This is a genomic window from Delftia sp. K82 (genome assembly GCF_002193035.1).
In the GTDB taxonomy this organism is placed as follows: Bacteria; Pseudomonadota; Gammaproteobacteria; order Burkholderiales; family Burkholderiaceae_C; genus Comamonas; species Comamonas acidovorans.
This window is the reverse complement of the sequence record NZ_MYFL01000005.1, coordinates 354,954-375,087: the sequence shown is the minus strand read 5'-3', so window position 1 is coordinate 375,087 and position 20,134 is coordinate 354,954. Positions and strand designations below refer to the sequence as shown.

Sequence of the window (20,134 nt, the reverse complement as noted above, 5' to 3'; positions counted from 1 at the left end):
GGACCTTCACGTTGTAGTCCACCACGCGCTTGACCGGGACCAAAACCTTCATTGCAGCGGCTCCTGATTGATTGATAGATTGACGTTTACGTAAACCGAAATCATTGTATGCGGCGCTGCAGCAGCTGCGTCAGGTTTCCCTGACGGCCGAGGGCCGCATGCGCGCTCACAAAAAAGAACGATCGTGCCATTTTAAGCACGACCCTTGAGATTTCCTGCGGGGGAACAGCCTGAACTCAGGGTATGCACCTAGGAATAATCCTAGCTGCTTTTCTCTGCTGCCTGAGCCACCACGCCCCCGCGTTCGGTGATCTGCACCACCTGCTTGGGGACCGGCAGGCTCACGCCTGCGGCACGCAGGCCGCGCAGCACGGCGAGGTTCACCTCGGAGCGCACATTGCCCTGGCCATTTTGCGGGTCGTTGATGTAGTAGCTGAGACTGAACTGCAGCCCCTGCTCGACGAAGTCGACCAGTGCCACCGAAGGCGCCGGCGTCTTGAGCACGCGCGGCTGCGCGGCTGCTGCTTCGAGCAGGATGCCGCGCACCTGCTCCACATCGCTGTCCATGCCCACGACGATGTTGGTGGACAGGCCGAACTTGACGTCGAATCCGGTGAGGTTCTCCACACGCTGGGTGATCAACGTCTCGTTGGGCACGATGGATTCGCGGCCGTTGAGCGCGCGGATGATGGTGTAGCGCGTGCGGATGTCGGTGATGCGGCCCTCGAAGCCATCCACGCGCACGTTGTCGCCGATGCGCAGCGCGCGCTCGATCAGCACCAGAAAGCCGCTGACGTAGTTGGAGGCGATCTTCTGCATGCCGAAACCCAGGCCCACGCCGATGGCGCCGCCCATGACGGACAGCGCCGTCAGGTCCACGCCCACCATGGACAGCGACACCAGCAGGCCCACCAGGATCAGCACGCTGCGCGTGATGTTCATGGCCACCTTGCGCATGGACAGATCGCTGACCCACTGGTTGATGACCTTCTGCTCGAACAGCGTTGCCACCCACAGCACGGCCACCATCATCAGGCCCGCCGACAGCGTGCCCTCGATCAGGTTGAGCAGGCTGACCGGCGTCTTGCCGATGTTGAACTGCAGGGCCTCCAGCTCCTCCATGACCTGCGGCAGCAGGCCGATGCTGTGCAGCACGGCCGCGCCCCAGGCCAGCCAGGAGAAGATGCGTTCGATCAGGCGCACCACGGTGGAGTGGGGGAAGGTCCGGCTGAGCACCCGCGCCACGAAGCGGATCACCGACAGGGACACCAGCAGCGACACGGCCACGCGCAGCCAGAACACCGTGGAAAACCGCGCCAGGATCTCCTGGCTGGTGAAGACCAGCACCAGCGCCAGCAGCGGGAACAGGGCGCCATCGAGCGCATGGCGGCCTATCCATACGGAGGGCTTTCCATCGTTGAGATGGCCGTAGCGCGCATGCAGGCCGCGCATGGCGCCGTAGGCCAGCAGCAGGCAGGCGATGAGCACGGAGAACTCCAGCCAGGCGCTGGAGCTTTGGAAGTCGTTGATGAGCTTGTCGAAGATGTCCATGGGTCAGGGCCGTTCCGCCGCAAGGGCGCAGGCCGCCATCATCGCGCAGATCCAGGACAGGCCGACCGGACCGGGACCTACATGCAGGTCGGTCAGCGGCCCGTCTTCCAGGCCGGTTCGCGCTTGGCGGCGAAGGCCTGGGCGCCCTCCTGGGCGTCGGCATCCATCATGTTGGCGGCCATGGTCTGGCCGGCCAGCTGGTAGGCCGCCTCGATGCCCATCTCGCGCTGCCGGTGGACCAGCGCCTTGCCCATGGCCACGGCCGCACGGGGCTTGCTGACGATGGACTGCACGAAGTGCTCGACTGCATCGTCCAGCGCCTCCTCGGCCACCACGCGGTTGACCAGGCCCTGCTCCAGCGCCTGCTGGGCGTCGATGAAGTCGCCCGTGAGCAGCATCTCCATGGCCTGCTTGGCCGGCACATTGCGCACCAGCGGCACGCTGGGGGTGGCGCAGAACAGACCATAGTGGATGCCGCTGGTGGCAAAGCGTGCCGCCTGCGCAGCAACGGCCAGATCACACTGGGCCACGAGCTGGCAGCCTGCCGCCGTGGCAATGCCGTGCACGCGCGCGATCACGGGAACGGGCAGCCGATGGATGGACAGCATCATGCGGCTGCACTGGGCAAACAGCTTCTGGTAGTAGTCCAGCTGCGGATGGGCCGCCATGTCCTTGAGGTTGTGTCCGGCGCAAAAGGCCTTGCCGGCCGCAGCCAGCACGACCACGCGCACGGACTCGTCGCGCGCCACGTCGTCCAGCGCCTGCTGCAGCTGCGTGAGCATCTGCTCGCCCAGGGCATTGAAGCGCTGCGGGTCGTTGAGCGTGAGCCGCACGACGCCGCGCGCGTCGCGCTGCACGTCGAGCAGGGGGCTGGCTTCAGAAGGAGGGGTGCTCGCGTTCATGGTGCTCCAGATCCGGTTCAGAGGTCGGCCAGCACGCGCACGTGCGCTTCCACGCTGCGCGCAAGCGGCCCCATCACATAGCCGCCTTCCAGGCAGGAGACGATGCGCCCCTTGGAAAAGCGCCGCGCGATGTCCTTGATGCGCGAGGTGATCCAGGTGAAGTCCTGCTCGGTCATGCCCAGCTGGCCCATGTCGTCCTCGCGGTGGGCGTCGAAGCCGGCGCTGATGAAGATCAGCTCGGGCTTGAATGCCTCCAGGCGCGGAATCCACATCATCTCGACGATCTCGCGGATGTCCATGCCCTTGGTATAGGCGGCCACCGGCACGTTGACCATGTTGGCGGCTGGATGCTGGTCGCCGCTGAAGGGGTAGAACGGATGCTGGAAGATGCCGCACATGAGCACGCGGTCGTCGCCGGAGAGGATGTCCTCCGTGCCGTTGCCGTGGTGCACGTCGAAATCGATCACCGCCACGCGCTTGAGGTGGTGGCGGCTGAGCGCGTACTTCACGCCCACGGCCACGTTGTTGAAGAAGCAAAAGCCCATGGCCTGGTGGCGCGTGGCATGGTGGCCCGGCGGGCGCACGGCGCAAAAGGCGTTCTCCAGCTCGCCGGCCATCACCGCATCGGTGGCCGCCAGCGCGGCGCCGGCCGCATGCAGGGCGGCCGAGAAGGTATGGCTGTTGATGGAGGTGTCGGTGTCGATCTGGGAGTACTCGGGGCCGCCGGCCTGCTGCTCCTCGACCAGGCGCTGTGTCAGGCCCTGCAGCGCGGCCACATGCATGCGGTCATGGGCCAGTTCGATATCGGCCAGCGAGGCCTGGGGGGCCTCGTGCCGCTCCAGCGCATCGGCCACGCCGGTCACCAGCAGCCGGTCCTCGATGGCATCGAGCCGGGCCGGGCATTCCGGGTGCCCCGGCCCCATCTCATGCCGCCAGCACTCCCTATGGGTGAAATAACCCGTCTTGCCCACAGTGATGTCTCCGCGATGTTTTTTTTAGGATAACGTCGCGCCATGCAAGCAACACACAAGATCAAGGCGCTTCTGGATCAGCTTAACACGGTGGTTGCAGGGAAACCGGCTCAGGTCCGCGACAGTGTGGCCTGCCTGCTGGCCGGGGGACACCTGCTGCTGGAAGACGTTCCCGGCGTGGGCAAGACCACGCTGGCGCATGCGCTGGCACACAGCTTCGGGCTGCAGTTCTCGCGCGTGCAGTTCACGGCCGACCTCATGCCCAGCGACCTCACCGGCGTGTCCATCTACGAGCGCGCCAGCGAGACCTTTGTCTTCCACCCGGGCCCCGTTTTCGCCCAGGTGCTGCTGGCCGACGAGATCAACCGCGCCAGCCCCAAGACGCAGAGCGCCCTGCTCGAAGCCATGGAGGAGCGACAGGTCTCGGCCGAGGGCCGCACGCACCGCCTGCCCGAGCCCTTCTTCGTGATCGCCACCCAGAACCCGCAGGAACAGCTGGGCACCTTCCCGCTGCCCGAAAGCCAGCTGGACCGCTTCCTGATGCGCATCAGCCTGGGCTATCCCGACCGCGCGGCCGAGCGATCCCTGCTGTCCGGCAATGGCCGGCGCGCCCAGGCCGACGCGCTGGCACCGCTGCTGACCACGGACGAGCTGCAGCAGTTGCAGGCTGCCGTGCTGCAGGTGCATGCCAGCGATGCCCTGCTGGACTATGTGCAGGACCTGCTGGAAGCCACGCGCTCGGGCCAGTGGTTCGTGCAGGGCCTGTCGCCTCGCGCGGGCATTGCGCTGCTGCGTGCGGCCCGGGCCGTGGCCCTGATGGAGGGGCGCGACTATGTGGCGCCCGACGATGTGCAGGCCATCCTGCCGCAGACGGCAGCCCACCGCCTGGTGCCGATAGGCTCCAGCGGCCGGGGCGCCGTGGAGCAGGTGCGCGCCATGCTGGACGCCGTGGCGCTGCGCTGATGCCGGCCGCCCCCGCGTCTTCGCCCGGCGCCCCCCAGCCGGGGGCATCGCTGCGCCAGCGCTGGTCTCCCGCGCGGCGCGTGCGCCAGTGGTGGCATGCCCGCCTGCCCCGCACGGACAGCCTGAAGCTGACCCAGCGCAATGTCTACATCATGCCGTCGCGTGCAGGCTGGGCCCTGGCGCTGACGCTGTGCGTGCTGCTGGTGGCCGCCATCAACTACCAGCTCAACCTGGGTTATCTGCTGACGTTCCTGCTGGCCGGCAGCGCGGCAGCGGGCATGGTGGTCGGCCACGGCAATCTGCGCGGCCTGGCGCTGCATCTGCTGCCGCCGGCCGGCAGCTTTGCCGGCCAGCCCTGCCGCTTCGACGTGGTTCTGCACAACGCACGCCGCAGCACGCGTTGGGGCATAGGCCTTGCCGTGCAAGCCGATACGGCGGCCACCGACTGGACCTGGATCGATGTCCCGGCACAGGGCAGCACCACGGCGCAACTGGCTTTCACGCCACTGCGCCGAGGCCTGCAATCGCTGCCCACGATCACGGCGGCCACACGCTACCCGCTGGGCACCTTCCGCGTCTGGGCGCTGTGGCGCGCGCAGACCCAGGCCTGGATCTACCCGGCGCCCGAACACAATCCTCCGCCCCTGCCTGCGGCCAGTGCCGATGCCGGCGGCCGCAGCGCGGCCTCCACGCGCCACGGCGACGAGTTCGATGGCGTGCGAGCCTACCGGCGCGGTGATGCGCTCAAGCTGGTGGTCTGGAAAAAGGCCGCTCAGGCCTTTGCCACGGGCAGTGACCAGCTGGTGAGCCGCGACCGCCCGCTGTCCCAGCAGCACCGCCTGTGGCTGGACGCCAAGGCCACCGGCCTGGCCGACCCCGAGGCCCGCCTCAGCCGCCTGACCGCCTGGGTGCTGGTCGCACGCCAGCAGGACCTGACCTGGGGCCTGCGCCTGCCCGACGGCCGCGAGATCGCCCCCGACCAGGGCGCGGCCCACGCCACGCTCTGCCTGGAAGCCCTGGCGGCCTGCCCATGAATCGCACGTCCATGCCCTCCTCCTTCCAAGCCATTGCGCAGCCTGCGGCCCCCTGGCGCCAGCGCCTGGCCGCCCTGCCGCGCGATGCGCGCGACACCCTGTTCCTGCTGGCCGTGGTCGCCTGGGTGCTGATGCCCCAGGCCGCCCACACGCCCTGGTGGACCATGGTCTTCGTGGCCGGCCTGCTGCTGTGGCGCGGCATGCTGGCCTGGCGCGGCCAGCCCCTGCCCGGCCGCTGGGTGCTGGGTGGATTGCTGCTGCTGGCCGTGGGCGCCACCTGGGTCTCGCATGGCACCTTTATCGGGCGCGATGCGGGCGTGACCCTGATCGTGCTGCTGCTGGCGCTCAAGACGCTGGAGCTGCGCGCCCGGCGCGATGCCATGGTGGTGTTCTTCCTGGGCTTCTTCGCGCTGCTGGCCAACTTCTTCTACTCGCAGTCCCTGCCGCTGGCCCTGGCCATGGTGCTGGGCCTGCTGGGCCTGCTCACGGCCCTGGTCAATGCCCACATGACCGCCGGCCGCCCGCCGCTGACGCAGGCGCTGCGCACGGCAGCCCTGCTGGCGCTGTGGGGTACGCCGGTGATGGTGGCGCTGTTCCTGTTCTTCCCGCGCATGGCGCCGCTGTGGGGTGTGCCTGGCAACGACCTGGCCGGCCGCAGCGGCCTGTCGGAAAACATGCGCGTGGGCTCCATGGCCTCGCTGGTGCTGGACGAAAACGTGGCCCTGCGCCTGCGCTTCGATACGCCCGATGGTGCTTCTCCGCCTGCCAACACCCTGTATTTCCGGGGGCCCGTTCTGTCGCGCTTTGACGGACAGGAATGGCAGATGGACACGGAGGCCGTTCTGGAGGACGCGCAGTTGCGCGTCTCCGGCGAGGGGGTAAGCTACCAGATGACCATCGAGCCCAGCCGCCGCCCCTGGCTGCCCCTGCTGGACGCCGCGGCCAGGGCTCCCGAGTTGCCCCCGGGCATGGGCAGCGCCCGCATGACGCCCCAGCTGCAATGGCTGACCTGGCGCCCCATCACCGACGTGGTGCGCATCAGCGCCCAAAGCCATGTGCAGTTCAGCTACGGGCCGCTGCAGCCCACGCGCGCCCTGCGCCGCTACACCCAGCTGCCCGAAGGCAGCAACCCGCGCACACTGGCGCTGGCCCGGCAGATGCGCGCCGACCCGCAACTGGCCGAAGCCCCGCCCCGCGCCTGGGTACAGGCCGCGCTGGCGCGCCTGCGCACGGGTGGCTACACCTACACGCTGGAGCCCGGCGTGGTGGACAGCGTGCACACGGCCGATGACTTCTGGTTCGACAGCAAAGAGGGCTTCTGCGAGCACATCGCCTCGGCCTTCGCCGTGCTGATGCGCGGCATGGGCGTGCCTGCCCGCATCGTCACCGGCTACCAGGGCGGCGAGCGCAACCCTGTCGATGGCTACTGGACCGTGCGCAACGCCGACGCCCACGCCTGGACCGAGGTCTGGCTGGAGGACGAGGGCTGGGTGCGCATCGACCCCACCGGCGCCGTGGCCCCGTCGCGCGTGGGCGAGTTCCAGCGCCTGCGCGCGCCCCAGGGTGCCATTGCGGGCGCCGTGGGCAACTTCGTGGGCGTGGGCATGCTGCAGCAGATGCGCGCCGTGTGGGAGGCCGTCAACAACGGCTGGAACCAGTGGGTGCTGAACTACACGCAAAGCCGCCAGCTGGACCTGCTCAAGAACCTGGGCGTGCAGTCGCCATCGTGGGTGGACATGCTGCGCCTGCTGGGCGCACTGGCCGGCGTGGCCGCACTGGCCTGGCTGGCCTGGATGGCCCGCGCCCAGCGCAACAGCCGCGATGAATGGCTGCGCCTGATGGACAGGACCCGCGCCCGGCTGCGCCGCATCGGCCTGCAGGCCGATGCCAGCCTGCCCCCGCGCGCGCTGGCAGCCCAGGTCATGGACCGCTGGGGCCAGGACGACGCCACGGCCGCCAAGGCCCTGCACGACTGGCTTTTGGACATGGAGCGCCAGCGCTACGCACGCGCCCCCCAATCCGTCCCCCTATACGCACCCCAGTCCGCACCCAAATCCGCACCCGATACCCCCGGCCTGCCCGCCCTGCGACGCCAATGGCGGGCGCTGGACTGGCCACGCACTCCGCAGCCACGGCCACAAGCCGCCGCTGCCGGCCCCACGACAAGCACACCATGACCAAGCAACGACTGATCCCTTCCGCCCTGCTGCTGCTCGCGGCCGCCGCCCTGCCCTGCGGCGCGCTGGCCAGCAAGCCGGCGCCCGCCCAGACCGGCGCAGCCAAGCCCGCAGCCAAGTCCACGGCCAAACCTTCCACGAAAAAGCGCACGGCCGCTGCTGCCGCCGCCACAGCGGCAGGCGGCGCCGCCGTGGCCAGGACCGTGCAGGGCAGCACGCCCTACGGCGAACGGCCTGATGCCATGCAGATGGCCGCCGACATTGCGATGCGCCACGACCTGCCGGTGGACTGGGTGCGCGACACCATTGCCCAGGCGCGCTTTCTGCCCCAGGTTCCCCGCCTGATGACGCCGGCTGCCCAGGGCACGGCCAAGAACTGGGGCGTCTACCGCAGCCGCTTTGTCGAGCCCGTGCGCATACGCGCCGGAACCCGCTTTTGGCAGGCCAATGCCGCCGCGCTGGCGCGTGCCGAAAAGCAGTACGGCGTGCCGGCCGAAATCATCGTCGGCATCATCGGCGTGGAGACCATCTACGGCCAGCAGATGGGCAACTTCCGCGTGATCGACGCCCTGGCCACGCTGAGCTTCGACTTCCCCGCAGCCCACCCCCGCGCGCAGGCACGCACCGAGTATTTCCGCGGCGAGCTGGAGCAGTTCCTGCGCTTCACGTACCGTGCGGGCACGGACCCGTTCTCGCTGCGCGGCAGCTACGCGGGTGCCATGGGCATGGGCCAGTTCATGCCCAGCAGCTGGGTGAAGTGGGCGGTGGACTTCGACGGCGACGACCGCATCGACCTGTTCGGCAGCGCGGCCGACGCCATCGGCTCGGTGGCCAACTACTTTGTCGCGCATGGCTGGAAAAGCGGCATGCCCACCCACTACCCTGTGATCATGCAGGCCCAGGGCGCCGACCTGGCCGCCCTGCTGGCGCCCGACATCCTGCCCCAGTTCACGGCCGACGAGATGGCTGCGCGCGGCGTGCAACTGCCGGGCAGCGGCGCGGCGCATCAAGGGCCGCTGGCCCTGGTCAAGCTGGAAAACGGCGCGCAGGGCCAGCCGCTGTACATCGCGGGCACGGAGAACTTCTATGCCATCACGCGCTACAACTGGTCCAGCTACTACGCGCTGTCCGTGATCGAACTGGGCCAGGAAGTCGCTGCGGCCATGGGCCGCTGATCCGGGCCATCCAAACCGTCGAGGCGGTCAGGGCCGGCGCATGCGGCACATCGCAGGCTGCTCGGCACGCGCCGCCTCGATCTCTCGCACCACGCGGAAGCCGTAGCCCGAGCCCTCCACATCGAAGGGCACGCCGGGCGCGCCCTGCCTGTCCATGACGCCGACCACCAGCGCCTGCTGGAACTGGTGGTCGGCCGCGCGCATGCGGCCCTTGCGCCCGGCCAGCACCACCTCGGCGCCTTCCAGCGCCTGCGCCACGGCCACCGTGTCGGTGCTGCCCGCACGCGCCATGGACTGGGCCAGGGCCTCGATCATCAGCTGCATGCGCATGTGCACATAGTCATCGGCAGGCCTGGGAAAGCGCTCGCGGAATGCCTTGTAGAAGGCCTGGCTGTCGGGGCCCGGCACGTTGGGCAGCCAGTCGGCCACGGCCAGCACCTTGCCCACGCCGGCCTCGCCTAAAGCGGCGGGTGCACCCAGCGCATTGCCGTAGAAGGTGTAGAAGCGGCCGTCAAAACCCGCCTCCCGCGCGGCCTTGACCAGCAGCATCAGATCGTTGCCCCAGTTGCCCGTGATCACGGCCTGGGCACCGCTGGCCTTGATCTTGGCGGCATAGGGCGCAAAGTCCTTGACGCGGCCCACGGGGTGCAGCTCGTCGCCCACGATGGCCACATCGGGCCGCTGCGCGGCCAGCTGGCGCCTTGCCTCGCGCAGCACGGCCTGGCCAAAGCTGTAGTCCTGCCCGATCAGGTAGGCGCTGCGCACGGCCGCGTCCTCGCGCAGCACCTGCATCAGCGCGGCCATGCGCATGTCGGCATGGGCGTCGAAGCGAAAGTGCCAGAAGCTGCAGCGCTCGTTGGTGAGCGCAGGATCGACGGCCGAGTAGTTCAGGTACAGCACGCGCCGGGCCGGATCGCGCTCGTTGTGCTTGGCAATGGCATCGACCAGCACGGCGGCCACGGCCGAAGAATTGCCCTGCATGACCACGCGCGCACCGCCGTCGATGGCTGCGCGCAGCGCGGACAGCGCCTCCTCGTTCTGGCCCTTGCTGTCATGGCGTTCGATGGCCAGGGGCCGGGCGCCGCCCTGCGCGGCCGGCAGTGGCACACCGCCGCGCGCATTCACGCGCTCGGTGGCCCACAGCAGGTTGCGGAACACGGCCTCGCCCGTGTTGGCAAAGGGGCCGGACAGGCTTTCGATCAGCGCCAGCCGTATGGGCTCGCCAAGCGGCGGGGGCACGGGCTGTCCGCGTTCGTTTGCGGCCAGGGCCGCCACCGCGGGCGCAGCAAATAGCGCCATGGCACCGCTTTTCAAGACCTTGCGGCGCAATTTATTCATGGCTTTTTCCCTCTTGAAATGCGTTCAACGCCGCTCAACTACGCTCCATGCGGCGACAACTTCGATGAAGCCGCGCAGTTTATAGGAGCCACTTCACCATGATCTTCTCGCCTGTTCTCCGCCGCAACGCCTTCAACCCCCAAGCCGCCGATCTGGCCCTGCAGCGCTTCCTGCAAGGCACCCTGGGCAACGCCGCCCACTCTCCCTCGTCGGTGCAGGTGCAGCGCGATGAAAAGGCCACGACGCTGCAGCTGGATGTGCCCGGCCTGTCCCGCGAGCAGCTGCAGCTGAGCATCGAAGGCGCCGTGGTCCGTCTGTCCAGCGTCGAGGGTGCGCCCCGCCAGGTGCAGCGCGCCTGGGAGCTGGACCATGAGATCGACACTGCCGCCAGCAGCGCAAAGCTGGAAAACGGCGTGCTCACGCTGTCCCTGGCCCGCCTGGAGCCGCAGAGCAAGGCCACCACGCTGAGCATCCAGTAAATCCGGTCATCGAGTTTGTGCACCCGGGCTGTCAACCATCCTTTCTTCCCTCCTCTTAGCAAGGTGACAGCCCGTTTTCAAAGCCCGGCACATGCCGGGCTTTTTTTGTGCTGCACAGGCTGCGCCTCGAGGTGGCCCGCCGCACAGCGCGGCGATGGGGATGGCAGAGGCGGCCGAAGAATCAGGCCAGCGAATCGAGCGGCCAGCGCGGCTTGACGTCGAAGGCGTAGTGCCTGTTGGCCACTTCCCGGCCCGCCTGCAGGCGCATGGCGGCGGCCATGGCGATCATGGCGCCGTTGTCGGTGCACAGGTGCAGCTCGGGGTAGTGCACGCGCAGCTTGCGCTTGGCGCAGGCCGCATCCAGCTGGGAGCGCAGCAGCCTGTTGGCACCCACGCCGCCGGCCACGACCACGCGCTTCATGCCGGTCTGCTGCAGCGCGGCCAGGGTCTTCTTGACCAGCACCTCGACGATGGCGGCCTGCGTGCTGGCGGCCAGGTCGGCCTTGCGCGCCTCAAGGTCATCTCCCAGCTTCTTCGCCTGGGTCAGCACGGCCGTCTTCAGGCCGGCGAAGGAGAAGTCCAGGTCGCCCGAATGCAGCAGCGGCCGGGGCAGCTTGAAGGCCTGGGCATCGCCGCCTTCGGCCAGGCGCGAGAGCACGGGACCGCCCGGATAGGGCAGGCCCATGAGCTTGGCCGATTTGTCGAAGGCCTCGCCGGCCGCGTCATCGATGGTCTCGCCCAGGATGGCGTAGCTGCCCACGCCGTCCACGCGCATCAGCTGCGTGTGGCCGCCCGAGACCAGCAGGGCCACGAAGGGGAATTCGGGGGGATCGGCGCTCAGGAAGGGCGACAGCAGATGGCCTTCCAGGTGGTGCACGCCCAGAACAGGCTTGTTCAATGCCGCAGCCATGGCGCAGGCCACGCCCGCACCCACCAGCAGCGCGCCGGCCAGGCCGGGGCCGCGCGTGAAGGCGATCACATCGACCTGGTCCAGCGTGCGGCCGGACTCGCCCAGCACGTTTTCGGTCAGCGGCAGCACGCGGCGGATGTGGTCTCGGCTGGCCAGCTCGGGCACCACGCCGCCGTAGGCGCGGTGCATGTCGATCTGGCTGTGCAGCGCATGGGACAGCAGCGTGGGCACGCCCGTGCCATCGGGGGCCTCGACCAGGGCCACGCCGGTTTCATCGCAGGAGGATTCGATCCCCAGAATCAGCAAACTCATGGGGCTGAAGTGTAGAACCTGCGGGCGCGGCGCACGGCCACCGGCCTCAATGGCCCCTGGCAGGCGGGCAGTTGCACGGCCGGCGCTCCGCTACAGGTTGTCTATGTAGGAAGAGCGCGAGAACCGCACGGGCTCGAAGCCGTCGGAGGTCCAGATTTCGCTGGCGATCAGTGCCTGGGCATCCATGGGGCGGGCAAAGTAAAAGCCCTGCAGCTCGTCGCAGCCCAGCGCCTGCAGCACTTCGCGCTGCTGCTGGTTGGTCACGCCTTCGGCCACCACGCGCAGCTCCAGCGCATGGGCCAGGCGCACGATGGCGTCGACCACCGCCCGCGCATCGCTCTTGAGGGCCACGTCGCGCACAAAGCTGCGGTCGATCTTCACCTCGTCGGCGCACAGCTGGCGCAGCAGGGCCAGGCTGGAGTAGCCGGTGCCGAAGTCGTCGATGGAGATCTGCACGCCCATGCCCGTGAGTTCGGCAATCACGGCCATCGTGGTCTTGTCGTCCTCCATGGCCACGGACTCGGTGATCTCGAAGACCAGTTGCTCGGGCCGGATGCGGTGCCTTGCGATCGCCTCGGCGATGAACTGCGCCAGCCGCGTCTGAAAGAGCTGGTAGCCCGAGATATTGATGGACACCCGCATGAAGCGCCGCTCGCGCGCCCATTGCGCGGTCTGGCGGCAGGCCTCGTCGATGACCCAGTCGCCGATCTCGCTGATCAGGCCGAAGCGCTCGGCCAGCGGGATGAACACGCGGGGACTGATCAGGCCGAACTGCGGGTGGTTCCAGCGCGCCAGCGCCTCCACGCTGCGGATGCGGCCCGTGCGGGTATCGATCTTGGGCTGATAGAACAGCACCAGCTGCTCGCTGGCCACGGCGCGGCGCAGGGCCTGCTGCAGGTCGAACTGCGCGACCACGCCCTGGCGCATGCTTTCCTTGAAGATGGCGTAGGTGTTCCCGCCGGCACGCTTGGCCGTGTACATGGCGGCATCGGCCGCCGCCATGAGCTTTTCCTTCTTGCCATGGTCGGGATAGATGGCCACGCCGATGGAGCTGCTGATGGAGACCGCTTTTCCTGGCAGGTCGAACGGCTGGCTCAAGGCCTTCTGCACCCGTCCGGCCATGGCCACGGCATCGTCCACCGAAGCCAGGCAGCCCAGCAGCAGCACGAACTCGTCGCCACCCACGCGCGCCAGCGTGTCCGATTTGCGCGTCATATGGCCCAGGCGCACGGCCACCTGGCACAGCAGCGCATCACCGGCGGCATGGCCTTCCACATCGTTGATGGGCTTGAATCCATCCAGGTCGATGTACAGCAGGCCCACGCGCACCGGCCCGCAGGGCCCCGGCTGCTCCACCGAGCTGTCGGCGCGCGCAATCGTGCGGCCCAGCCGGTATTCGAAAAGCGCCCGGTTGGCCGTACCGGTCAACGGGTCCCTGAAGGCGATGCGCTTGAGCTTCACATTGGCGCGCAGCAATTTCTCATTGCTCTGCTTGAGCGACTGCGTCAGGCGCTGCGCCTTGCAGCGCATGCGGATGTAGAGCACCGAGCACACCAGCAGGAACGCCACGAACGCACCGGCACCCCACGGGCCGAGGGCATGCCATCCAGCGAACCAGACGCCCTCATCGGCAAATTGCGCCGACGCGACGCCGTCCTGGGCGGCCGCAAGCACCTGACCCTGCGCCATGCAGGGCAGCAGCGAAGCCAGCCAGCACGCAAATGTCGGGCTGCGCCAGCGCGCTGGTATCCGCCGGGACACCCCATCGGTCATGAACAGCCAATGCATGGGGAAAAACCGATCTTCTCGTGATATTTCAAACTCATGCCGATTCAGCCTCACTGCCGCATTGCGCAGCCCAATGCCGTGGTCTGCGTTGCCATGTGCGCCGGATGAATGGGGCTTTTCTTGGAAAACCGCCCCATTCGCTTTGCAAACATTCGACACGCTTACACGTCAGTTTGTGTATCGAAAATTTCAAATCATTAAAAAAATTCTATCAAATCATCGATCCCGTGCCCATGCAAGCACCGCGCGACGCCCCCGGCATGGGAATTGCATCCAGGCCCCTTGCACCAAGGCAAACTGCATCAAGGCAGGCAGACAGGACCAAGCCCCCCATGAAAACCGCTCTCAACTTTCTTGTGGCCGCGCGGCAGTGCGAAATCGGCGAGCTGGAGCAACTGCAGCGCACCAGCGCCCTGGTGGATCTGCTCAGCCGCCTCATCCATGCGCTGCAAAAGGAGCGCGGCCTGTCCAACGTGTTTCTGGCCAGCGCAGGCGCGCGCGGCGGCCCGGCCAGGCTGGCGCAGATGGCCGAGTGCGACCGCATGGCCGCTGCGGCGCGCGACGGCTTCGAGCGGGTGGACATGCAGCCCGGTGGTGCGGGACTCACCGGCCACCCCGGCCATGGCGCGCGGCTGTTCAGCCGCATCGCCCATGTGCTGCAGTGCCTGGACGCCCTGCCCGCGCTGCGCGAGCGCGTCGCCAGCCGCGCGCTGTCGCCGGAGGCGGCCACGGCCCTCTATATCGATCTGGTGGCCGGCCTGCTGGCCGTGGTCTTCGAGGCGGCGGACAGCGCGCCCGAGCCCGGCATCTCGCGCCTGCTGGTGGCCTTGTTCAACTTCATGCAGGGCAAGGAGTTCGCGGGCCAGGAGCGCGCCACGGGCGTGGCGGCGTTCGGCGCGGGCGTGAGCGATGCGCCGCGCCAGCAGCACTGGCTGCACCTGATCGCCTCGCAGGAGCGCTGCTTTCAGGTCTTTGCGGAGTTCGCGCCGCCCCATTCCCTGGCCCTGTGGCAAGAAAGCAGTGCGGCCGACGCCACGCTGGCCGTGATCGAGCGGCTGCGCCGCGTGGGCTGCACGGCCACGGCGGGCGCGCCTTTGTCCGTGGAGATGGCCGAGCCCTGGTTCGACAGCTGCTCGCAGCGCATGGACGCGCTGCAGACCGTCGAGGCCCGCCTGACGGCCGAGCTGCAGCAGCAATGCCAGCACCGCATTGCCGATGCCCGCGCCGCCCTGCAGACGCTGCTGCAGGCGCCGCAGGCATTGGCGACCACGCCGGTCTCGGCCACGCTGGCGCTGGGCGAGCTGCAGCCGCCGGCCGCACGGCTGGGGCCGCAATTGGACCGTTCCGTGATGGACCTGGTGCAGGACCAGTCGCAGCGCCTGCAGGCCATGCAGGCCGAGCTGGAGACCGTACGGGCCACGCTCACGGAGCGCAAGCTGCTGGAACGCGCCAAGGGCCTGCTGATGGCGCGGCGCCAGCTCAGCGAAGGCGAAGCCCACAAGCTGCTGCGCCAAACCGCAATGAACCAGAACCGCCGCCTGGCCGATGTGGCGCAGGCCGTGCTTTCCATGGCCGATCTCCTGCCACCTGCGCCTTGAACGCCGGGCCGGTGCGAGCCATGCTGCAGTGCAGCACCGACTTGGTGCCATGGAACGCACCAGAAGGTGGCCCGGCGAGGACTGCAAGGCCGATGGACGGCATGGCCCCCTGTGAACACGGCCTGGCACGCTTTCTGCATTGACTTTGGCAACTCCCGGCCAAAGGCGGCCGGGACCCCGGTCTTGATTCAAGGCCCCAGGACAACGGCGTCACTCTCCCCGCGCAGCGCGGCTGGAGAGGACGCCGTTTTGCTTGGAGCAGGGCCCGTTTGCAAGTGTTCCATTCCCGACGATCGAAGGAGTTCCGCCATGGCGTCAAGCCCCAAGCCCACCACAGGCCCTCTCACCGCCGGCCCGGCCCTGCCCCGGCGCGACTTTCTGCGCCAGGCCGGCATGCTGGCAGGCGGTGCGGCGCTCTACACCCAGCTGGGCCACCATGGCGCCTGGGCGGCCGGCTCGGATGCGCCAGAGAAGAAAGAGGTGCGCATCGGCTTCATCCCGCTGACCGACTGCGCCAGCGTGGTGATGGCCTCGGTGCTGGGGATCGATCAGAAGTACGGCGTCAAGATCATTCCTTCCAAGGAAGCGAGCTGGGCCAGCGTGCGCGACAAGCTGGTCAACGGCGAGCTGGACTTTGCCCACGTGCTCTACGGCCTGGTCTACGGCGTGCACCTGGGCGTGGGCGGCGCCAAGAAGGACATGGCCGTGCTGATGACGCTCAACCACAACGGCCAGGCCATATCGCTGTCGAAGAAACTGGCCGACAAGGGGGCCGTCAATGGCGCGGGCCTGGCCAAGCTGATGGCCAGCGAAAAGCGCGAATACACCTTTGCCCAGACCTTTCCCACGGGCACGCATGCCATGTGGCTGTACTACTGGCTGGCGGCCAACGGCATCCACCCGCTCAAGGATGCCAAGGTCATCACCGTGCCGCCGCCGCAGATGGTGGCCAATATGCGCGTGGGCAACATGGACGGCTTTTGCGTGGGCGAGCCCTGGAACCACCGCGCCATCATGGACGGCATCGGCGTCACGGCCGCCACCACCCAGTCCATCTGGCAGGACCACCCCGAAAAGGTGCTGGGCACCACGGCCGAGTTCGCACGCCAGAACCCCAACACGGCACGCGCCGTGACGGCGGCCATCATCGAGGCCGGCCGCTGGATCGACGAGAGCCTGGCCAACAAGACCCGCATGGCCGAGACCATCGCCGGCAAGGCCTATGTGAACACCGGCGTGGATGCCATCAACCAGCGCATCCTGGGCCGCTACCAGGACGGCATGGGCAAGACCTGGGACGACCCCAACCACATGAAGTTCTACGGCGACGGCAGCGTGGGCTACCCCTACCTGTCCGACGGCATGTGGTTCCTGACCCAGCACAAGCGCTGGGGCCTGCTCAAGGACCACCCCGACTACCTGGGCGTGGCCCGCTCCATCAACCGCCTGGACATCTACCAGCAGGCCGCCACCGCCGCCAAGGCACCGCTGCCCAAGGCGGAGATGCGCAGCAGCAAGCTCATGGATGGCACGGTCTGGGACGGCAAGGATCCGCGCAAGTACGCGGACAGCTTTGCCATCAAGGCCTGAGAGATCCCCTTTGAAGCCCCACCCCACAGAGGAACACACCATGGTCAGCGCCGTCTTCCACTTCCCGGCCGAATCCGCTGCCGCGCCGGCAGCCGCTTCCACACCGATCTCCGCGCAGGTCTCCGGGCCCGCCGCTCCAGCCGCGCCGGCTACCCAGGCCCGGGCACCCGCCGCCCCGCGCGACTGGGCAGCGCTCTCGCGTGCCTTCTGGCTGGCCGTGCTGCCGCCGCTGTGCGGCTTGGGTTTGCTGGTGGGCGTGTGGTCCCTGGTGGCTGCAGGCTCGGGCCAGAGCATTCCGGGGCCATTGGCGACCTGGCAGCAGGCGGTGGAGATTTTCAGCGACCCGTTCTACCGCAACGGCCCCAATGACCAGGGCGTGGGTTGGAATGTGCTCGCCTCGCTGCAGCGCGTGGCCGTGGGCTTTGGCCTGGCGGCGCTGGTCGGCATTCCGGCCGGCTTCGTGATCGGGCGCTTCAACTTCCTGTCGCGCATGTTCAACCCGCTGATCAGCCTGCTGCGCCCGGTGTCGCCGCTGGCCTGGCTGCCCATCGGCCTGCTGGTCTTCAAGGGCGCCAACCCGGCGGCGATCTGGACCATCTTCATCTGCTCGATCTGGCCCATGCTCATCAACACCGCCGTGGGCGTGCAGCGCGTGCCGCAGGACTACATGAACGTGGCGCGCGTGCTCAACCTCAGCGAATGGAAGATCGCCACCACCATCCTGTTCCCCGCCGTGCTGCCCTACATGCTGACCGGCGTGCGCCTGGCCGTGGGCACGGCCTGGCTGGTCATCGTCGCGGCCGAGATGCTCACCGGCGGCGTGGGCATCGGCTTCTGGGTCTGGGACGAGTGGAACAACCTCAACGTCAAGAACATCATCATCGCGATCTTCGTGATCGGCATCGTGGGCCTGCTGCTGGAGATGGCCCTGGTCAAGCTGGCAACGGCATTTACGTTCGAAGAGGTGAAGGCATGAATGCATCGTCCAAGTTCATCGAGGTCCAGGGAGTGGAGCAGAGCTTCAAGACCGCCAAGGGCCTGTTTCCGGCACTGCGCAATATCGACCTGACCATTGCGCGGGGCGAATTCGTCTCGCTGATCGGCCACTCGGGCTGCGGCAAGTCCACCCTGCTGAACCTGATCGCGGGCCTGACCACGCCCACCACGGGCGTGCTGCTGTGCGCCAACAAGGAGATCAAGGGCCCCGGGCCCGAGCGCGCCGTGGTCTTCCAGAACCACTCTCTGCTGCCCTGGCTGACCTGCGAGGGCAACATCCACCTGGCCGTGGAGCGCGTCTATGGCCGCACGGAAAGCCGCGTCCAGCTCAAGGCACGCACCCTGGCCGCGCTGGAGCTGGTGGGCCTGGCCCATGCCGCGCACAAGCGGCCCGGCGAAATCTCGGGCGGCATGAAGCAGCGCGTGGGCATTGCGCGCGCGCTGTCGATGGAGCCGCAGGTGCTGCTGATGGACGAGCCCTTCGGCGCGCTCGATGCGCTCACGCGCGCCAAGCTGCAGGACGAGCTGCTGGAGATCGTGGCGCGCACGCAAAGCACCGTGGTCATGGTCACCCACGATGTGGACGAGGCCGTGCTGCTGTCCGACAAGATCGTGATGATGACAAACGGCCCGGCAGCCACCATCGGCGAGGTGCTGGAAGTCGGCATCGCCCGGCCGCGCAACCGCGTGGCGCTGGCCGAGGACGACCGCTACCGCGAGTGCCGCAAGGCGGTGATCGACTTCCTCTATACGCGCCAGGGGCATGTGGAAAAGGCGGCCTGAACCTTCGCCGGTCCTGCCGCCTTCCAGGCCCTGCACATTGCGGGCCGGCCGAGCCCCGGTTCAGTGCCGGCCCGAGATGTAGTGCTCCAGCTGCTCGATGATGAACTTCTGCTCGGAGATGATGTCCTTGACCAGGTCTCCGATGGAGATCAGGCCCAGCAGCTTGCCGCCCTCGTCCACCACGGGCAGGTGGCGCAGCCGGTTCTCGGTCATCACCGCCATGCATTCCTGCGTGGTCTGGGTGGGGCCGACGAAGAGCACGTCGCGCGTCATCACGTCGCGCACCAGGGTGGCGCCCGAGGTGCGCCCCAGCAGCGCGATCTTGCGCGCGTAGTCGCGCTCGGTGACGATGCCTGCGATCTCGCTGCCCTCCATCACGAGCAGGGCGCCAATGCCCTTGTCGGCCATGAGCCGCAGCGCGTCGAGCACGGAATCGGTAGGCGCGATGCTGTACACCGCGCCGCTGGCCTTGGCCTTGAGAATGTCTGCAACTGCTGTCATGGGTGCCTTTCAGTCGTTCGCCAATTCGGTTCTAGTGTCATCCGAACTGCGCCCAAAAAGCAACAGGGCCAGCGCGTGTATGCACACGCACCGGCCCTGCCCGTTACCCTGATCCCAACCTATCCGTTAGTCCTGCAATAGAGCCGCCTGCAGCGCATACGACTGGCGCTACCTAAGCCAGGGACGCCGAGCAAGAGCCGCCTCGCAGCGACGGCGTCGTTCCCCTCCCGCGAAGCGAGAGAGGGGGAAGCCGCGAAGCGGCTCAGGGGGTGTTGCATCATTTCAGCGACGACCGCCCAGCAGACTGCCACCAATCTTCATCAGATCGCTGAGACCTACCTGGCCGTCGCCATCCTGATCGAGCAGGCTGCCCAGCAAACCACCACCCAGACCGCCCTGCTGCTGCGCCTGCGCATGCTCGCGGCCCAGCACCTGGCCCAGGCCGCCGGCATCCATGCCGCCTGCGCTCACGCGCTGTGCAAGAAAGGACATGACGATGGGGGCCAGCAGCTGCAGCAGCTGGGCCGCACCGCCGCTGCCCAGGCCCGTGGCCTGGCCCAGTCCGTCCTGCGCGCGCTGCTGGTTGCCACCCAGGATGTGGCCGAGGATGGCCGCTCCATCGAGCCCGCCACCTGCATTGCCGCCCGCGCCCGCGCCTGCGCCGCCGCCCAGCAGCGAGCCCAGCAGGCCGCCGAGGTCCAGGCCACCGGCACCGCCGCTGGCCGCGCCATGGTCGCGCTGCAGCGCGCCGAAGAGATTGGCCGCGCCCTGCGGATCGGCCGCATTGCGGCCCAGCGAGGCCAGCAGCACGGGCAGGGCCGCGCCCACGGCGCTTTCGGTCTGGGCGGGGCTGGCGCCGATCTGGTCCGCCATCTGCTGCATGGGCGCGCCCTGCAGTTGGGCCATCAGTTCGGCGGCCAGGGAAGAGCTGGAGTTCATGGTCGTTCCTTCATCCGGTCGCCCGGTCAACACAAAACCACATGGTATGCGCAAGCCTGCGCAGCGCACATGACGGCGCCACGCCCAAGTGTCAACGATGTTTTCCAGCGGCCGCAGTACCCCGCAG

General features: G+C 68.1%; 17 protein-coding genes. 9 read left to right on the top strand and 8 right to left on the bottom strand.

Annotated elements, in window-relative coordinates; translation table 11 throughout:
• Positions 1-261 precede the first annotated feature (261 nt).
• The 3 genes from KDK82_RS28505 to KDK82_RS28495 form a co-directional block, all read right to left on the bottom strand.
• Positions 262-1,551: a mechanosensitive ion channel family protein gene (locus KDK82_RS28505; RefSeq protein ID WP_063326775.1), complete on the bottom strand. Its 1,290-nt coding sequence runs from the start codon at positions 1,549-1,551 to the stop codon at positions 262-264.
• Positions 1,552-1,643: 92 nt separating this feature from the next.
• Positions 1,644-2,453, bottom strand: coding sequence for an enoyl-CoA hydratase (locus tag KDK82_RS28500; RefSeq protein ID WP_088166851.1), 810 nt, complete (start codon positions 2,451-2,453; stop codon positions 1,644-1,646).
• Between the two features lie 17 nt (positions 2,454-2,470).
• Positions 2,471-3,376, bottom strand: coding sequence for a histone deacetylase family protein (locus tag KDK82_RS28495; protein ID WP_049801441.1), 906 nt, complete (start codon positions 3,374-3,376; stop codon positions 2,471-2,473).
• Between the two features lie 90 nt (positions 3,377-3,466).
• Here KDK82_RS28495 and KDK82_RS28490 point away from each other — a divergent pair, with 90 nt between their 5' ends.
• Genes KDK82_RS28490 through mltB form a run of 4 tightly spaced genes read left to right on the top strand, consistent with a single transcriptional unit; the run spans position 3,467 to position 8,773 of the window.
• The gene (locus tag KDK82_RS28490; protein WP_088166850.1) at positions 3,467-4,387 is read left to right on the top strand and encodes a MoxR family ATPase; all 921 of its coding nucleotides are present in this window, start codon (positions 3,467-3,469) and stop codon (positions 4,385-4,387) included.
• Complete coding sequence (locus KDK82_RS28485) at positions 4,387-5,421, top strand: DUF58 domain-containing protein (protein ID WP_088166849.1); 1,035 nt, start codon at positions 4,387-4,389, stop codon at positions 5,419-5,421. The genes KDK82_RS28490 and KDK82_RS28485 overlap by 1 nt, the downstream gene beginning before the upstream one ends.
• Entirely contained in the window at positions 5,418-7,598 is a 2,181-nt protein-coding gene (locus tag KDK82_RS28480) for a DUF3488 and transglutaminase-like domain-containing protein (protein ID WP_088166848.1), read from the top strand. The genes KDK82_RS28485 and KDK82_RS28480 overlap by 4 nt, the downstream gene beginning before the upstream one ends.
• On the top strand, positions 7,595-8,773 hold the full coding sequence (gene mltB / locus KDK82_RS28475; RefSeq protein ID WP_088166889.1) for a lytic murein transglycosylase B: 1,179 nt from the start codon (positions 7,595-7,597) through the stop codon (positions 8,771-8,773). Before KDK82_RS28480 ends, mltB begins: the two co-directional genes overlap by 4 nt.
• A gap of 27 nt (positions 8,774-8,800) precedes the next feature.
• Here the strand turns inward: mltB and KDK82_RS28470 are convergent, their stop codons facing one another.
• Positions 8,801-10,111, bottom strand: a complete 1,311-nt coding sequence (locus KDK82_RS28470) for a branched-chain amino acid ABC transporter substrate-binding protein (RefSeq protein ID WP_088166847.1) — start codon at positions 10,109-10,111, stop codon at positions 8,801-8,803.
• A 98-nt stretch (positions 10,112-10,209) separates the two neighbouring features.
• Between KDK82_RS28470 and KDK82_RS28465 the strand changes: the two genes are divergently transcribed.
• A complete protein-coding gene (locus KDK82_RS28465; protein ID WP_034391459.1) occupies positions 10,210-10,590 on the top strand; it encodes an Hsp20/alpha crystallin family protein in 381 nt (126 codons plus the stop codon).
• Between the two features lie 181 nt (positions 10,591-10,771).
• On the opposite strand, the gene tsaD is transcribed toward KDK82_RS28465, so the two are convergent.
• Positions 10,772-11,812, bottom strand: coding sequence for a tRNA (adenosine(37)-N6)-threonylcarbamoyltransferase complex transferase subunit TsaD (gene tsaD / locus KDK82_RS28460; protein ID WP_063326779.1), 1,041 nt, complete (start codon positions 11,810-11,812; stop codon positions 10,772-10,774).
• Positions 11,813-11,902: 90 nt separating this feature from the next.
• On the bottom strand, positions 11,903-13,600 hold the full coding sequence (locus KDK82_RS28455; protein ID WP_088166846.1) for a bifunctional diguanylate cyclase/phosphodiesterase: 1,698 nt from the start codon (positions 13,598-13,600) through the stop codon (positions 11,903-11,905).
• A gap of 332 nt (positions 13,601-13,932) precedes the next feature.
• On the opposite strand from KDK82_RS28455, the gene KDK82_RS28450 reads away from it, so the two are divergent.
• The 4 genes from KDK82_RS28450 (at position 13,933) to KDK82_RS28435 (ending at position 18,567) form a co-directional block, all read left to right on the top strand.
• Positions 13,933-15,198 (top strand): nitrate regulatory protein, encoded by a 1,266-nt coding sequence (locus tag KDK82_RS28450; protein ID WP_088166845.1) that lies wholly within the window; start codon positions 13,933-13,935, stop codon positions 15,196-15,198.
• 309 nt (positions 15,199-15,507) lie between these two features.
• Positions 15,508-16,788, top strand: coding sequence for a CmpA/NrtA family ABC transporter substrate-binding protein (locus KDK82_RS28445; protein WP_088166844.1), 1,281 nt, complete (start codon positions 15,508-15,510; stop codon positions 16,786-16,788).
• A gap of 40 nt (positions 16,789-16,828) precedes the next feature.
• Positions 16,829-17,764: a nitrate ABC transporter permease gene (gene ntrB / locus KDK82_RS28440; RefSeq protein ID WP_063326783.1), complete on the top strand. Its 936-nt coding sequence runs from the start codon at positions 16,829-16,831 to the stop codon at positions 17,762-17,764.
• Entirely contained in the window at positions 17,761-18,567 is an 807-nt protein-coding gene (locus KDK82_RS28435) for an ABC transporter ATP-binding protein (RefSeq protein WP_088166843.1), read from the top strand. Before ntrB ends, KDK82_RS28435 begins: the two co-directional genes overlap by 4 nt.
• 60 nt (positions 18,568-18,627) lie before the next feature.
• On the opposite strand, the gene KDK82_RS28430 is transcribed toward KDK82_RS28435, so the two are convergent.
• A complete protein-coding gene (locus KDK82_RS28430) occupies positions 18,628-19,068 on the bottom strand; it encodes a CBS domain-containing protein (protein ID WP_034391444.1) in 441 nt (146 codons plus the stop codon).
• A 282-nt stretch (positions 19,069-19,350) separates the two neighbouring features.
• Entirely contained in the window at positions 19,351-20,007 is a 657-nt protein-coding gene (locus KDK82_RS28425; RefSeq protein WP_034391443.1) for a DUF937 domain-containing protein, read from the bottom strand.
• Between the last annotated feature and the right edge of the window lie 127 nt (positions 20,008-20,134).

Coding starts and splice junctions, on each gene's coding strand:
- tsaD (WP_063326779.1), bottom strand. CDS start 11,812: ATGAGTTTGCTGATTCTGGGGATCGAATCCTCCTGCGATGAAACCGGC.
- KDK82_RS28505 (WP_063326775.1), bottom strand. CDS start 1,551: ATGGACATCTTCGACAAGCTCATCAACGACTTCCAAAGCTCCAGCGCC.
- ntrB (WP_063326783.1), top strand. CDS start 16,829: ATGGTCAGCGCCGTCTTCCACTTCCCGGCCGAATCCGCTGCCGCGCCG.
- KDK82_RS28500 (WP_088166851.1), bottom strand. CDS start 2,453: ATGAACGCGAGCACCCCTCCTTCTGAAGCCAGCCCCCTGCTCGACGTG.
- KDK82_RS28450 (WP_088166845.1), top strand. CDS start 13,933: ATGAAAACCGCTCTCAACTTTCTTGTGGCCGCGCGGCAGTGCGAAATC.
- KDK82_RS28430 (WP_034391444.1), bottom strand. CDS start 19,068: ATGACAGCAGTTGCAGACATTCTCAAGGCCAAGGCCAGCGGCGCGGTG.
- KDK82_RS28425 (WP_034391443.1), bottom strand. CDS start 20,007: ATGAACTCCAGCTCTTCCCTGGCCGCCGAACTGATGGCCCAACTGCAG.
- KDK82_RS28490 (WP_088166850.1), top strand. CDS start 3,467: ATGCAAGCAACACACAAGATCAAGGCGCTTCTGGATCAGCTTAACACG.
- mltB (WP_088166889.1), top strand. CDS start 7,595: ATGACCAAGCAACGACTGATCCCTTCCGCCCTGCTGCTGCTCGCGGCC.
- KDK82_RS28445 (WP_088166844.1), top strand. CDS start 15,508: ATGGCGTCAAGCCCCAAGCCCACCACAGGCCCTCTCACCGCCGGCCCG.
- KDK82_RS28465 (WP_034391459.1), top strand. CDS start 10,210: ATGATCTTCTCGCCTGTTCTCCGCCGCAACGCCTTCAACCCCCAAGCC.
- KDK82_RS28480 (WP_088166848.1), top strand. CDS start 5,418: ATGAATCGCACGTCCATGCCCTCCTCCTTCCAAGCCATTGCGCAGCCT.
- KDK82_RS28435 (WP_088166843.1), top strand. CDS start 17,761: ATGAATGCATCGTCCAAGTTCATCGAGGTCCAGGGAGTGGAGCAGAGC.
- KDK82_RS28470 (WP_088166847.1), bottom strand. CDS start 10,111: ATGAATAAATTGCGCCGCAAGGTCTTGAAAAGCGGTGCCATGGCGCTA.
- KDK82_RS28495 (WP_049801441.1), bottom strand. CDS start 3,376: ATGGGGCCGGGGCACCCGGAATGCCCGGCCCGGCTCGATGCCATCGAG.
- KDK82_RS28455 (WP_088166846.1), bottom strand. CDS start 13,600: ATGCATTGGCTGTTCATGACCGATGGGGTGTCCCGGCGGATACCAGCG.
- KDK82_RS28485 (WP_088166849.1), top strand. CDS start 4,387: ATGCCGGCCGCCCCCGCGTCTTCGCCCGGCGCCCCCCAGCCGGGGGCA.